This is a genomic window from Bradyrhizobium sp. HKCCYLRH2047, assembly GCF_051168175.1.
In the GTDB taxonomy this organism is placed as follows: Bacteria; Pseudomonadota; Alphaproteobacteria; order Rhizobiales; family Xanthobacteraceae; genus Bradyrhizobium.
Genome location: NZ_JBNPUM010000013.1, coordinates 91,794 through 106,035, shown reverse-complemented (window position 1 = coordinate 106,035; position 14,242 = coordinate 91,794). Strand labels below are relative to the sequence as shown.

General features: G+C 65.6%; 11 protein-coding genes. 3 read left to right on the top strand and 8 right to left on the bottom strand.

All coding sequences use genetic code 11. The annotated features are described in order from the left end of the window. Positions 1–63: 63 nt before the first annotated feature. Positions 64–2,031, bottom strand: a complete 1,968-nt coding sequence (locus ACQR1D_RS26730) for a methyl-accepting chemotaxis protein (protein ID WP_434838472.1) — start codon at positions 2,029–2,031, stop codon at positions 64–66. 151 nt (positions 2,032–2,182) lie between these two features. Beyond that, positions 2,183–3,994 carry a translation elongation factor 4 gene (lepA, locus tag ACQR1D_RS26725; protein ID WP_434838473.1) on the bottom strand — a complete coding sequence of 604 codons (1,812 nt, stop codon included), beginning with the start codon at positions 3,992–3,994 and terminating at the stop codon, positions 2,183–2,185. Between the two features lie 116 nt (positions 3,995–4,110). On the opposite strand from lepA, the gene ACQR1D_RS26720 reads away from it, so the two are divergent. After that, positions 4,111–5,715, top strand: coding sequence for a glycosyltransferase family 39 protein (locus ACQR1D_RS26720; protein ID WP_434838474.1), 1,605 nt, complete (start codon positions 4,111–4,113; stop codon positions 5,713–5,715). 60 nt (positions 5,716–5,775) lie between these two features. Here the strand turns inward: ACQR1D_RS26720 and ACQR1D_RS26715 are convergent, their stop codons facing one another. From ACQR1D_RS26715 to ACQR1D_RS26695, 5 genes are all read right to left on the bottom strand, one after another. Further along, complete coding sequence (locus ACQR1D_RS26715; RefSeq protein ID WP_315734997.1) at positions 5,776–6,105, bottom strand: HPr family phosphocarrier protein; 330 nt, start codon at positions 6,103–6,105, stop codon at positions 5,776–5,778. Beyond that, positions 6,102–6,503 (bottom strand): PTS sugar transporter subunit IIA, encoded by a 402-nt coding sequence (locus ACQR1D_RS26710; RefSeq protein ID WP_006611446.1) that lies wholly within the window; start codon positions 6,501–6,503, stop codon positions 6,102–6,104. Before ACQR1D_RS26710 ends, ACQR1D_RS26715 begins: the two co-directional genes overlap by 4 nt. 195 nt (positions 6,504–6,698) lie before the next feature. Next, positions 6,699–7,160: an HPr kinase/phosphorylase gene (locus ACQR1D_RS26705; protein ID WP_434838475.1), complete on the bottom strand. Its 462-nt coding sequence runs from the start codon at positions 7,158–7,160 to the stop codon at positions 6,699–6,701. Further along, positions 7,157–8,962, bottom strand: a complete 1,806-nt coding sequence (locus tag ACQR1D_RS26700; RefSeq protein WP_434838476.1) for a stimulus-sensing domain-containing protein — start codon at positions 8,960–8,962, stop codon at positions 7,157–7,159. The genes ACQR1D_RS26705 and ACQR1D_RS26700 overlap by 4 nt, the downstream gene beginning before the upstream one ends. A 228-nt stretch (positions 8,963–9,190) precedes the next feature. Next, entirely contained in the window at positions 9,191–9,892 is a 702-nt protein-coding gene (locus ACQR1D_RS26695; protein WP_006611449.1) for a response regulator transcription factor, read from the bottom strand. Positions 9,893–10,109: 217 nt separating this feature from the next. On the opposite strand from ACQR1D_RS26695, the gene ACQR1D_RS26690 reads away from it, so the two are divergent. Together ACQR1D_RS26690 and ACQR1D_RS26685 are read left to right on the top strand one after the other, a co-directional pair. Beyond that, complete coding sequence (locus tag ACQR1D_RS26690) at positions 10,110–10,835, top strand: HugZ family protein (protein ID WP_316183117.1); 726 nt, start codon at positions 10,110–10,112, stop codon at positions 10,833–10,835. 681 nt (positions 10,836–11,516) lie between these two features. Then, entirely contained in the window at positions 11,517–13,130 is a 1,614-nt protein-coding gene (locus tag ACQR1D_RS26685) for a phosphoenolpyruvate carboxykinase (RefSeq protein WP_434838477.1), read from the top strand. Positions 13,131–13,382: 252 nt separating this feature from the next. Here ACQR1D_RS26685 and ACQR1D_RS26680 read toward each other — a convergent pair whose 3' ends face one another. Continuing rightward, on the bottom strand, positions 13,383–14,198 hold the full coding sequence (locus ACQR1D_RS26680) for an acyl-CoA thioesterase (RefSeq protein ID WP_434838478.1): 816 nt from the start codon (positions 14,196–14,198) through the stop codon (positions 13,383–13,385). Between the last annotated feature and the right edge of the window lie 44 nt (positions 14,199–14,242).

The following is a 14,242-nucleotide window of genomic DNA, read 5'->3' as shown; positions in this document are numbered from 1 at the left end:
GGATCCCGGCTCAAGGGGCCGGGACGACACCGGTTTTCGGAGGCGCAGCGTCGGCAACTATCACTACGCCGCCTTGCGCAAGCCCGCGAGGAAGGTGTCGACGCTCTTGAACAGGTCGTTCGCACGCTTGCCGAGGTCGCGCGTGGCGACCATGACGTGATCGGCGAGCTGGCGTGACTGCTCGGCGGCGTCGCTGGCGCCGACGACGTTCTGCGACACCTCGTTGGTGCCGGACGCCGCCTGCTGGACGCTGCGCGCGATCTCGCGCGTCGCCGAGCTCTGCTGCTCGACGGCGGCGGCGATGGTCGCGGCAATGCCGCTGATCTCCTGGATCGTGCCGCTGATGCCACCGATGGCGGTGACGCAGTCGGACGTCGCGGCCTGGATCGAGGTGACCTGGCCGGCGATCTCCTCGGTCGCCTTGGCGGTCTGGCCCGCCAGCTCCTTGACCTCGGCAGCGACGACCGCGAAGCCGCGGCCCGCCTCGCCGGCGCGCGCCGCCTCGATGGTGGCGTTGAGCGCGAGCAGGTTGGTCTGGCTCGCGATCGCGTCGATCAGGCGCAGCACGTCGCCGATCCGCTCGGCGGCGGCGGCGAGGCTCTCGACCATCGCGGTGGTCTGCCGCGCCTTGACGACCGCGGCATCGGCCACCTTGCTGGAATGCGCGACCTGGCGGCCGATCTCGGTCACCGAGGAGGCGAGCTCCTCCGAGGCCGCGGCGACGGTCGATACGCCGCTCGAGGCTTCCTCGGACGCCGCCGCGGCGGCCGCCGTGCGTTGCGAGGTGCCGTTGACGCTGATCGTGATCTCGTGGACGACGCGCTCCATGTCCGCCGTCGCCTTGGCGACCGAGGACACCACGCCCTTGACGTCGGCCTCGAACCGGTCGGCCATCTGTCGCTGTAGCGCCTGCTTCTCCTGCTCGGCGCGGTGTTGCGTCGCCTCCTGCGACTCGCGCAGGCTGGCCGTCTCGATCATGTTGCGGCGGAACACGTCGACCGCCTGCGCCATCGTGCCGAGCTCATCCTTGCGCTGGCCGCCGGGGATCGCGACCTCGGTGTCGCCGCTCGACAGCCGGTGCATGACGGCAGTGATCGCGACCAGCGGACGCGAGATGCCGCGGGCGACGAACAGCGCGACGATGACGGCGAGCAGCAGGATCACGACCGTGCCGATGATCAGCTGCTGCTGCGCGCTGGCGGCGGCGGCCTCGTAAGCCGTGGTGTCCTTGATCAGCTCGAGCACGGCGATCGGGTCGCCGGCGTAGTTCCTGATCTGGCCGGCATAGACGGCCGCGGGCTTGCCGGCCAGGGTGGCATCGCGCAGCAGCGCCGTGCCCTTGAACACTGCGAGCACCTCGTCCGGGGTGGCGACGGTCTCGTCGCCGAACGTCGAGGACAGCCGCTTCGGCTGGCCGTCGTTGATCCAGTAGACGGCGAGATCGATGCCGAAGCGCTGCTTGGCGCGCTCGACGAATTCCTTGCCGAAGGCGGCACCGACGTCCACGGTCGCGATCACCTTGCCGTCGCGCACGATCGGGGTCATGCCGAAGATGCCGAGCGACAGCCGGCTCTGCTCGACGCCGGCGATCAGGCGGCCGGTCTGGTTGGCCTGCACCACCGTGATGCGGCGCTTCGAGGTGTCGTCGCCGAACACCTTCGGCTCATGCACGCGATAGAAATTGGTGGCTGGCGGCGCCCACACGTTCACCAGCGGGATGCCTTGCGCCTTCAGCGACGTCATGGCGCCGCCGAGCAGGGCGCCGAGCGCGTCGCGGTCACCCTTGAGGTAGGCGTCGGCGATCGGCGGCAGCGCCGCCAGGGTGGAGCTGACCGCCAGCGCGGCGCGGCCTTCATAGTCGATGCCGGCCGACACGCTGTCGAACTGCAGCTTGAGCTGCTGCTCCAGCGCCAGCCGGGTCAGCGCGCGCTGCTGGATGACGGAGAAGGTGCCGAGCACGGCACAGGCGATGGCGACGGTGAGCGACAGCGCGATGATCAGGCGGGCGGAGATCGACCGGAGACGGGACATTCGGGGCATTCCTTGCTTTGCAGCAAGGGTCCCAGAATACCATTAAGGAACAGATACCGTAGTTGCACGGGAGCGCTGGTTCCGCTTTGGAATCCGGTTTTTCTTCAGCCTATGGTGCTGATGAAACCAGGACAGGGGGCGGACCCGCGCCTCAGCTATCCACCTTGAGCGCGGCGATGAAGGCTTCCTGCGGGATGTCGACCTTGCCGAACTGCCGCATCTTCTTCTTGCCTTCCTTCTGCTTCTCCAGAAGCTTTCTTTTGCGGGTGATGTCGCCGCCGTAGCACTTGGCGGTGACGTCCTTGCGCAGCGCGCGCACGGTCTCGCGCGCGATCACCTTGCCGCCGATCGCCGCCTGGATCGGGATCTGGAACATGTGCGGCGGGATCAGGTCCTTCATCTTCTCGACCATGGCGCGTCCCCGGCCTTCGGCGCGGGTCCGGTGCACCAGCATCGACAGCGCATCGACCGGCTCGTTGTTGACGAGGATCTGCATCTTGACGAGGTCGGCCGGCTTGTAGTCGGTCAAATGATAGTCGAACGAGGCGTAGCCCTTGGAGACCGATTTCAGCCGGTCGTAGAAGTCGAACACGACCTCGTTCAGCGGCAGGTCGTATTTGACCATCGCACGGGCGCCCACGTAGGTGAGCTCCTTCTGATTGCCGCGGCGGTCCTGGCACAGCTTCAGCACGCTGCCGAGATATTCGTCCGGGGTCAGGATCGTGGCCTCGATCCAGGGCTCCTGGATCTCGGCGATCTTGACCACGTCGGGCATGTCCACGGGGTTGTGGATCTCGATCTCCTCGCCGTCGGTCAGCTTCATCTTGTAGATGACGGAGGGCGCGGTCGCGATCAGGTTGAGATCGAACTCGCGCGACAGCCGCTCCTGGATGATCTCGAGGTGCAACAGGCCAAGGAAGCCGCAGCGGAAGCCGAAGCCGAGCGCGGCGGATGTCTCCATCTCGAACGAGAAGCTGGCGTCGTTGAGCCGTAGCTTGCCCATCGCTGCGCGAAGCGTCTCGAAATCGTCGGCGTCGACCGGGAACAGGCCGCAGAATACGACCGGGATGGCCGGCTTGAAGCCCGGCAGCATCTCCGAGACCGGCTTGCGGTCGTCGGTGATGGTGTCGCCGACACGGGTGTCGGCCACCTCCTTGATCGCGGCGGTGATGAAGCCAATCTCGCCGGGCCCAAGCTCATCGACCTGCTGCATCTTTGGCGTGAAGAAGCCGACGCGCTCGACGTCATAGGCGGCCCCGGTGCCCATCATCCGGACGCGCTGGCCCTTTTTCATGACGCCGTCGACGATGCGCACGAGAACGACGACGCCGAGATAGACGTCGTACCAGCTGTCGACCAAGAGCGCCTTCAGGGTCGCCTCGCGGTCGCCCTTGGGCGGCGGCAGGCGGGTGACGATCGCCTCCAGCACATCGGGAATGCCGAGGCCGGTCTTGGCGGAGATCATCACCGCGTCGGAGGCGTCGATGCCGATCACGTCCTCGATCTGCTGCTTGATCTTCTCGGGCTCGGCGGCCGGCAGGTCGATCTTGTTGAGGACCGGAACGATCTCGTGGTTGTTGTCGAGCGCCTGGTAGACATTGGCGAGCGTCTGCGCCTCGACGCCCTGGCTGGCGTCGACCACCAGCAGCGAGCCTTCGCAGGCGGCGAGCGACCGCGACACCTCGTAGGCGAAGTCGACGTGGCCGGGCGTGTCCATCAGGTTGAAGATGTAGTCCTTGCCGTCCTTGGCGCGGTACTGCAGGCGCACGGTCTGCGCCTTGATGGTGATGCCGCGCTCGCGCTCGATATCCATCGAATCGAGCACCTGTTCCTTGCCCGCCATCTCGCGGTCCGACAGGCCGCCCGTCATCTGGATCAGGCGGTCGGCGAGCGTGGACTTTCCATGGTCGATATGGGCGACGATGGAGAAGTTGCGGATGTTGGGAATGGGGACGGTCGTCATGGGTCGCGCAGATAGCATCCCGAGCCCCCAACCAGCAACCATATTGCTGAATTTCCAGGGCCTTTCTTCACGCCAAGCTGATTCCCCGTGGCCCGAAAACAGGCTACCGAGGGCGGATGTCGAGTACCTCTCTTCCGCCTCTCGCGGCGCGCATGCGCGGCCGTCTCGGACCGCGGCGAATCTCCGCCTGGCTGGTGGCGCGCGCCACGGCGCCTGCAACGTCGGCCTGGGTGGTCATCGCCTTCGTGGTCGTCCATGCCGTGCTGTGGACCGCGATCCTGACCAATCTGAAGGCGGCGCAGGACGTCCACATGGACGTTGCCGAGGCCTATGCCTGGGGCAGCCGCTTCCTGTTCGGTTACGGCAAGCATCCGCCACTGTCGGGCTGGATCGCCGGGCTGTGGTTCGCGGTGTTTCCGGTCAAGGACTGGGCGACCTATGCGCTGGCGATGGCCGTGAACGGCAGCGGCCTCGTCATCGTCTGGCTCGCCAGCCTCAAGGTGGTCGACCGCCGCCGCGCCTTCTTCGTCATGGTGATGGTCGCGCTGTACCCGATCTTCAATTTCAAGGGCTTCAAGTACAACGCCGACCTGGTGCAGCTGCTGACCCTGCCGCTGCTGGTGCTGGCCTATCTCAACGCGTTCGAAAAGCGCAGCGCCGCCTCCGGCCTGTGGCTCGGCCTCGCCGGCGCGGCGGCGCTGATGACCAAATATTGGGTGCTGACCATGATCGGCGCCATCGGCCTTGCCGCGCTGCTGCACCCGGAACGGCTGCGCTTCCTGGCGTCGCCCGCGCCGTGGGTCGCGATCGTCGCCATGCTGGTGGCGATGATCCCGCATCTGGTGTGGCTGTGGCGGGTCGATTTCGTCGCCATCACCTATGCCGGGGATGTCTATACGCTGTCGGACCGCGGCCGGGCCGCCGAGCTCGTGCTCGGCTATGTCGGCCACAATCTGGCGCTGCTGGCTTTGCCGTTGGCGCTGGCGGCGCTGGTGATGGCCTGGCCGCCGCGCTTCGCCTTCCGCAACTGGCGCGGCGGTCCCAATCCCGGCGTGAATGTGAGCCAGGCGATCAATGTCTGGCTGGTGCAGGCGATCGTTGCCGTCGGGCCGCCGCTCGGCGGCCTCGCTTTCACGATCTACATGAAGACCGATTGGGGCATCTCGCTGTTCTTCCTGGTGCCGCTGGCGCTGGTCGCGATTCCCGCGCTGCGGCTGCGATCGGTCATGCTGCCGCGGCTGGCCGCCGTCTGGCTGGTGCTGTCCCTGCTCACGCTGATCGCCTCGCCCTGGATTGCCCGGCGCGAGATGGCTGCCAATCCGAACGGCGCCACCGGCTACGGCGCCCGCTCGGAGCTGGCGCGGGAGCTGACCAAGGCCTGGCACGCCCGATTCGGGACGCCGTGGCCGCTGGTGGCCGGCTTTTCCGAGATGAACACGCCGATGACCTTCTACAGCCCGGACCACCCGCGGCCGTTCACCGTGCCCTACACGGCGGAGGAGACCTGGAGTTCCGGCCTGAGCACGCTGGAAGACCTCGAGCGCGAGGGGTTCATCGGCATCTGCGACACCACCGACAACCGGATCGCGGCCTGCGAGGCCTGGATGGCCAAGGAGGCACCCCAGGCCGAGCCCCTGGTCATGACCACGCAGCGCTTCTTCCACGGCCAGGCGGGCCCTGCAATCGTTTGGAAGGTGTATATTCAGGGACCGGGCAGGTAACCCAGAGGACGTCATTCCGGGGCGCGCGAAGCGCGAACCCGGAATGACGATCCTAGGTGGTCACACGCCTTCTTCGTGGAACTTGTCGTTCACCAGGTCGGTGATCGCCTGCAGCGCGGCTTCGGCCTCAGGGCCGGTGGCGGAAACCAGGATCTTGGTTCCCGGCGCCGCCGCCAGCATCATCAGGCCCATGATCGAGCGGCCGCCGACGGTCTCGCCGCCGCGCGTCACCCAGACCTCGGCCTGGAACTTCTCGACCATCTGCACGAATTTCGCCGAGGCCCGCGCATGCAGGCCGCGCTTGTTGGTGATCAGCAGCTCTCGCGAGAGGGCCCCGGCAGGGACGGCCGGACCGGCGACGTTGTCCTGCGGAGCATCCTCGTCGCTCATTTGCCGGCGAGCACGCGGCTGGCGATGGTGACGTATTTGCGCCCCGCCTCCTGCGCCATCGCGATGGCGTCGGGCAGCGAGCGCTCCTCGCGCACCTTGGCGAGCTTGACCAGCATGGGCAGGTTGATGCCCGCGAGCACCTCGACCTTGGGCCGGCTCATGCAGGAAATCGCAAGGTTCGACGGCGTGCCGCCGAACATGTCGGTGAGGATGGCGACGCCGTCGCCGGTGTCGACGCGGTTCACGGCTTCGATGATGTCGCTGCGACAGAGATCGGAATCATCGTCGGCGCCAATCGTGACCGCTTCGATTTGTTTTTGAGGACCCATGACGTGTTCCAGCGCCGCCCTGAACTCGTCGGCGAGGCGCCCATGGGTCACCAGTACCAGGCCAATCATCGGATACTCCTCGCGGGCGCCTTGGGTGCACCGCACGAACGCGCCACTTTGACCATCCGGAGCCCCCGCGCAAGAGGGCATATTCGCGAGTCTCCCGGATTCTGGCATACAGAATGGGAGGGGGCGGCGGTCTCATCGGTCGCGATAGTGGGGCTGATATGGTTACCAATTTGCTCCACACAATCGGCCGAAAGATTACCGGAACATGAAAGTCTGGGTGGTAATAAGTGCCGCCACAACCATCGGGAAGGGTGAAAAGCCGGGCCCGACGGGTATCCGTGGCAATTCGATACCGGTGAGGTGAACCCGAAGCGATTCGGCGTTCGGCAGGCGGGCAGCGTCCTCAGCCATCAGGTCAACCACAAGCCCAAGTTTCGCCTCCGACACATGGTCGCAGGCGCGGATTCCGAGGCCGCGGATCTCGATCAGCCCGGCCAGGGCGGGCGCGGGGCTCACCCACATTTCCCCGCCGCGTGTGGCGAGATGAACACGGTCGTCGCCCACCAGAACCGTTGCCGGCAGCTGTCCTGCGCGTCCGGCGAGGATCAGATCGAAGGCGAGTCGGGATTTGCCGGAACCGGAGGGACCCCGGATCAGGACGGCCTGCTCCCCCACCTGGACGGCAGATGCATGGATGCTGGCCGTTTCGTTCGTCACGACGCCGGCAGCCGGACGATGAAGCGGGCCCCGGCCGAGGTCGGATGTCCGTCGGCATCGACAGGGCCGGGCCGGTTCTCGGCCCAGATCCGCCCGCCATGGGCGTCGATGATCTGCTTGGAGATCGACAGGCCCAGGCCGGAATTCTGGCCGAAGCCCTGGTGCGGCCGGTCCGTATAGAACCGCTCGAAGATGCGCTGCAGGGCGTCCTCGCGAATGCCGGGACCGTCATCATCGACGGTGATCTCGATCTCCGAGCGCACGCGCCGGCAGGTGATGCGCACCTTGCCGCCGGCGGCGGAGAACGATTGTGCATTCGACAGAAGGTTGGAGATCACTTGGCCGAGCCGCGAATCATGACCGGGCACCGAGAACGTGTCGTTGGCGCCGCGGCCCTCGAAGCGGACCTCGACGGTGACGTCGGTGCCGAGCTTGGTCTCGTTGGCGACCGAGGTCAGCGTGTTCAGCAGCCGGCGCAGATCGACCAGCGTCATGTCCTGGCGCTGCAGCTCCGCATCGAGCCGGCTGGCGTCGGAAATGTCGGAGATCAGCCGGTCGAGCCGCTTCACGTCGTGCTCGATGACGGCGAGCAGGCGGGCGCGGCTGTTGTCGTTGCGGGCCAGCGGCAGGGTCTCGACCGCCGAGCGCAGCGAGGTCAGCGGGTTCTTGAGCTCGTGGGCGACGTCGGCGGCGAACATCTCGATCGCCTCGATGCGGTTGTAGAGCGCGTCCGTCATGTCGCGCAGCGCGCCGGAGAGATGGCCGATCTCGTCGCGGCGGCGGGTGAAGTCCGGGATCTCGACGCGGGTCTTGATGCGGCGGCGGACCCGCTCGGCGCTGTCGGCGAGCCGGCGCACCGGACCGGCGATCGTGCTGGCGAGCAAGAGCGACAGCACGATCATGACCGCGGAGGCAACGCCGCCGACCTTCAGAATGGCAAGACGTTCGGCGGTGACCATCTGGTCGATGTCGTCGCCCTGCGTCGACAGCATCAGGGCGCCGTGGATGGTGCGCGAGCGCTGCACCGATACCGCGACCGAGACGATCACTTCGCCGCGCGAGTTGACCCTGACCATGCTGCGCTTCTGGCCCTTGAGCGCGTCGGCGACTTCCTCGTAGCCGTTGCCGTTCTCGGGGCCGTATTCGCGGTACAGCGGCAGGTCGCCGCGATTGAGCCAGGTGCGCACCGAGATCAGCGCGCGCTCGACGAAGCCGGGCTTCTCGCTCGACGGCGGCGGCAGGTCGAAGCGCAGGACGTTCTCGAGGTTGCGGCTGTCGAGCAGAAGGCCGCCATTCGGATCGTAGATGCGCGCCCGCGTCTTGGTCGGAGAGATCAGCGTGCGTAGCACCGGCGCGACGCGTTCCGGATTGATCGGGAAGTCGAGCGGCGAATATTCGTCCGGCGCGCCGTAGCTCTCGCCGGGCTTGAGATCGAGCAGGCGCTCGGGATCGATGGTGATGGTGTTGGTCTGCACCGTTGCCGAGGCGGCGATGGCGCCGGCGATGATCTCGGCCTGCACCAGCAGGCTCTGCGCGCGCGCGTCGATCAGGCCGGCGCGGAACTGCGACAGATACAGAATGCTTGCAACCAGTGCGAGCAGACCGGCGATGTTCAGCGAGACGATGCGGCGGGTGAGGCTCGAGAACGACAGCGCGAACAGGAACTGTCCGGCGCGGCGCAGCCAGCTCAGCGGACGCTGCCAGCCGGAGACCTTCGGGGTCTCTTCCGCCGCGTCGGACGCGATCGTTGCCGCGGCGTCGTGGCCATTCACGGCTGGGTCAAGCTGCGTGCGATCGAGCAATGTGAGTGCTCCGATTCCGAATTTCGTAGGGAGTGTGCGGCGAATTCCCGTGAGAACTCGACTTGCCGCACCCGAATTCGCCGCAACAATGGCCCCGTTCCGGCAGCTGCGCTCGGACAAACGCGCAGGAGGCGTAGCCTATCCAATCGAGACCGCGACGTCAGCGCGCAATTTCGCATGACGTCGCGCAAGGCAATGCTTTCAGGTCCCTGCTTCAGGGACTTGGCGTCAGGTTTCCTTGAAGCGGTAGCCGACGCCGTAGAGGGTCTCGATCATCTCGAACTCCTCGTCGACCATCTTGAACTTCTTGCGCAGCCGCTTGATGTGGCTGTCGATGGTGCGGTCGTCGACATAGACCTGGTCGTCATAGGCCGCGTCCATCAGCGCATTGCGGCTCTTGACCACGCCCGGACGCTGCGCCAGCGCCTGCAGGATCAGGAACTCGGTGACGGTCAGCGTGACCGGCTCGTTCTTCCAGGTGCAGGTGTGACGCTCCGGATCCATGCGCAGCAGGCCGCGATCGAGCGCCTTGGCGTCGTTCTCCTTCGGCAGCGCCGTCGGATCCTTCGGCTGCGAGCGGCGCAGCACGGCCTTGACGCGCTCCACCAGCAGGCGCTGCGAGAACGGTTTGCGGATGAAGTCGTCCGCGCCCATCTTCAGGCCGAACAGCTCGTCGATCTCCTCGTCCTTGGAGGTGAGGAAGATCACCGGCAGGTCGGACTTCTGGCGCAGCCGGCGCAGGGTCTCCATGCCGTCCATGCGCGGCATCTTGATGTCGAGGATGGCGAGATCAGGCTGGCTGGTCCGAAAACCGTCGAGCGCCGACGCACCATCGGTATAGGTCATGATCCGATAACCCTCGGCCTCGAGCGCGATGGAGACGGATGTCAGAATGTTGCGGTCGTCATCGACCAAGGCGATTGTGGGCATGAGCCTGCTTTCAGAGTCTGGTTACGCCGAGACTTCGAGAATCAAGATAAGGGCCGCGTATTTGGGCTTCGAACATGGTCAACGAGCAATGCAAGCTGGGCTGAAGTGTGACCGAGTTCCACAAATACCATGGCAAAGTCTTGTGCCGTGCCCAGGTTTGTGGCCCGTTTAGCCGAAAAAAGGCCTTCATTGCAACTGGATGGACGAGGGAAAGACGATGTCTGCGAGCTTTAACCCTAACCGCGTCACGCATTCCCTGCTGCGCCGAAGCCGGCAGGGCGCCCTTGCGACCTTGATGGTTGGTTCTGGCGATCCCTACTGCTCCCTCGTCAACGTCGCCACCGCGTCCGATGGTGCTCCGATCATCCTGATTTCGCGATTAGCTGTGCACACCAGAAATCTACTTGCCGATTCGCGCGTGTCGCTGATGCTCGATGAACGCGCGCCGGGCGATCCGCTCGAGGGATCTCGCATCATGCTGTCGGGCAAGGCCGAGCAGGCCGCCGACGACAATCGCGAGGTGCTGCGCCGTCGGTATCTCAATGCGCATCCGTCCGCTGCGGACTATGCTGAATTCGCCGACTTCTCGTTCTTCGTGATTCGTCCGTCAGGCGCGCATCTCGTCGCCGGATTCGGCCGCATCGTCGATCTCAAGCCGGAGCAGTTTCTCACGGATATATCCGTTGCTGACGAACTGATTCTGGCAGAGCAGGGCGCCGTCGATCACATGAACGAAGATCACCGCGAGGCGCTCGCCCTCTACGCGACGAAGCTGCTCGGCGCCGAAGCAGCGGAGTGGCGGTGTAGCGGCTGTGACCCGGAGGGATTGGATCTGATGGCCGACGGCAGGACGCTGCGGCTCGAGTTTCCCGAGCGCGTGACCACGCCCGGGGCGTTGCGCAAGATGCTGGTGCGGCTTGCTGACGAGGCCCGCGCGAAGTGAGGTGTAGTTCGAGCCCACTTTGATGACTGTGCTCATCTCCCGTGACGGAAGACGGCGAAGTTCACGCATGAAGGCAGCTTGTGGTGAATCTCGATGTGCGCGCTCCATGTCCTGCAGAGGGGTGAGCGTCGCGCAAACTTCGTGGCGTGGGCGCGAGTGAGCTCGTTGACGTCGCGGCCGGGAGAATCGGACGATGTGATCCCGCAGGCGCGAGGCCATCGTGAAGGGAAGCTGGCTGATCGGGTGTGGCGACGACACGGCCGATCACCGGCACATTCCGTCGGCTCGGGCGGCCTCCCTTGATCGGTTTCCGCGAGGCGCTGCGACAGCCGCTGCCGGATGCTCGGTCGTCGCTTGGTCTTCGTTTGCCTGCGCGAATCCGTCGATTCGAGCGTCGTTCATCGTTCCTTGTGAAACCCAACCGCGCTGATATATCTGTTGCGTTGCAGCATCTCAGCGCAGCGCGGGTGGCTGCTGCTGGAATGTGCATGACGCGGCAAAAGATGAGCTACGTGCATCACGAATTGCCAATAACCAATTAGGCCGGATCGTCTTGGCAAGACCAGCGTTGATCAGTATTAGGTCGGCGACCGCGCTTCGATAAGGCGATGTAACGGCAACGGTCACCGCGCAACGCGCGCGACTGCGCGCAACAGATGCGGGCTCTCAGGAGGGATCTTCGTGCAAGAGACGGGTATTCGCAACGGCGCCTTCGGTGCCGACAAGTTCGGCTTAAAGAACCTCAAGCAGGTGCACTGGAATCTCGGCGCTCCCCAGCTCTATCAGTATTCGCTGGCGGCGGGCGAGGCGGTGCTGTCGGCCGACGGGGCGCTTTGCGCGGATACTGGCGAGTTCACCGGTCGCAGCCCGAAGGACAAGTTCACGGTGCGCGACGCCTCCACCGAAAAAATGTGGTGGGCGGGCAACCAGGCGATCACGCCCGAGCAGTTCGAGGCGCTGCATCAGGATTTCATCAAGCACGCCGAAGGCAAGACCCTGTTCGCGCAGGATCTCTATGGCGGCGCCGACCCCACCTTCCGCATCAAGACGCGCGTTTTCACCGAGCTCGCCTGGCACTCGCTTTTCATCCGCACGCTTCTGATCCGCCCCGAAAAGATCGAGCTCGACACCTTCGTGCCGGAGCTCACGATCATCGATATGCCGAGCTTCCGCGCCGACCCGAAACGTCACGGCGTGCGCTCGCAGAACGTCGTCGCGATCGATTTCGCCCGCAAGATCGTCCTGATCGGCGGGTCTTATTATGCCGGCGAGATGAAGAAGAGCGTGTTCACGACGCTCAACTACTATCTGCCCGCGCGCGGCGTGATGCCGATGCACTGCTCGGCCAATGTCGGGCCGAAGGGCGACACCGCGATCTTCTTCGGCCTGTCCGGCACCGGCAAGACCACGCTGTCGGCCGATCCGAACCGCACCCTGATCGGCGACGACGAGCACGGCTGGGGCCCGTCCGGCGTGTTCAACTTCGAGGGCGGCTGCTACGCCAAGTGCATCAAGCTGTCGAAGGAAGCCGAGCCGCAGATCTTCGCGGCCTCGACCCGTTTCGGCGCCGTGCTCGAGAACGTGGTGCTCGACGAGGACACCCGCGTTGCCGATTTCGACGACGGCTCCAAGACCGAGAACACCCGCTCCGCCTATCCGCTCGACTTCATTCCGAACGCTTCGCGCACGGGCCGCGCGCCGCATCCGAAGAACGTCGTGATGCTCGCCGCCGACGCCTTCGGCGTGCTGCCGCCGATCGCAAAGCTCTCGCCGGCGCAGGCGATGTATCACTTCCTGTCCGGCTACACCGCCAAGGTCGCCGGCACCGAGCGCGGCCTCGGCAACGAGCCGCAGCCGGAATTCTCGACCTGCTTCGGCTCGCCGTTCCTGCCGCTCGATCCGTCGGTCTACGGCAACATGCTGCGGCAGCTGATCGCCGAGCACAATGTCGACTGCTGGCTGGTCAACACCGGCTGGACCGGCGGCAAGTACGGCACGGGCTCGCGCATGCCCATCAAGGTGACGCGTGCGCTGCTGACGGCGGCGCTCGACGGCTCCTTGCGCAACGTCGAGTTCCGCACCGACAAATATTTCGGCTTCGCGGTGCCGACCGCGCTGCCGGGCGTGCCGAGCGAGATTCTCGACCCGGTCAACACCTGGAAGGACAAGGCCGAGTTCGACAAGACCGCGCGCGCGCTGGTCGGCATGTTCCAGAAGAATTTTGCCAAGTTCGAAGCCCAGGTTGACGCCGACGTCCGCGCTGCGGCGCCGGATCTGAAGCTGGCGGCGGAGTAGGGCTGCAAATGCGAATGGGCCAGCCGCATTGCGGCTGGCTCTTACTATTTTCCCGCTCCCTCTGCTGATGCACGAGAGGGGCGAACTCAAGCCCCATCCACCGCCGTCGTCCCGGCGAACGCCGGGACCCATAACCACAGGGCGGTGTGATGCGGCATGCTGGCCGCTCCAGCCTTCGCCAAATTGCCGACGGTGGTTATGGGTCCCGGCTCAAGGCCGGGACGACACCGTTCATTTGGCCGGCGTCCAGGCTCACGCCTTGAAATACGCGATCTGCGTCGTCGTCGCGAGCAGCCGGCCGGACGGCGACCACAGCTCGCCATGCTGGTCCTGGTAGCTCCTGTTGAACACCTTGGCGTCTGCGGTCGCGAGCACATGCGTGATGTCCTCGGCGGCCAGTTCCTCGCGGCTGACGTGGAAGTAGGTGGTCAGCGACACCGTGCCGAACGGAATCAACTCGCCGCGGACGTGGAACGCGCGGCCGAAGAAGGCGTCCGACATCGACAGCAGCGACAGGCAATCCAGCTTGCGCGGCTTGCGGTCGGAGATCCACAGCCGCGAATAGGCGCTGCGCGGTTCGTCTGAACGGTTGCCGAAGTCCGGCCGTCCCTCCACGAAACGGAAGTCGTATTGTTTGGTCCAGGACATTCCCGCATCAGGATAGCGCCTGACCTGATCGAACGGCGGCGCGTCGGGCTTGACGGCCGGCTGGTGCGACCACGATGGCCGGCGCTCGGCGAAGACAGCGGTCGCCAGCGTGGCCGCGTCGGCATCGCCCTGGCTCAGCTCGACGCACCAATGCTGCGACGACCGGTTGGCCTTCACCAGCCGGACGTCGAGATCGAACGGCCCTTCCGCGATCGGCGCGCAGTAGTTGACCGTCAGCGCCAGCGGATCGCCGGCGATTTGCGGATGCTGGATCAAGGCGCGCAGCACGGTCGCCGCCGTGACGCCGCCAAACGGGCCGACGAAAGCCCAGTAATCCGGGCTGGTCCTTCCCTGCCAGCGGCTGTCGCCGGCGGTGACGCGGGTGGCGTCGTCGAACAGGTGAGCTGGCGGTTCGGTCATGCATTCCTCCCGACGGTCATCGTATGATGGCCGTCAGGTGAAAC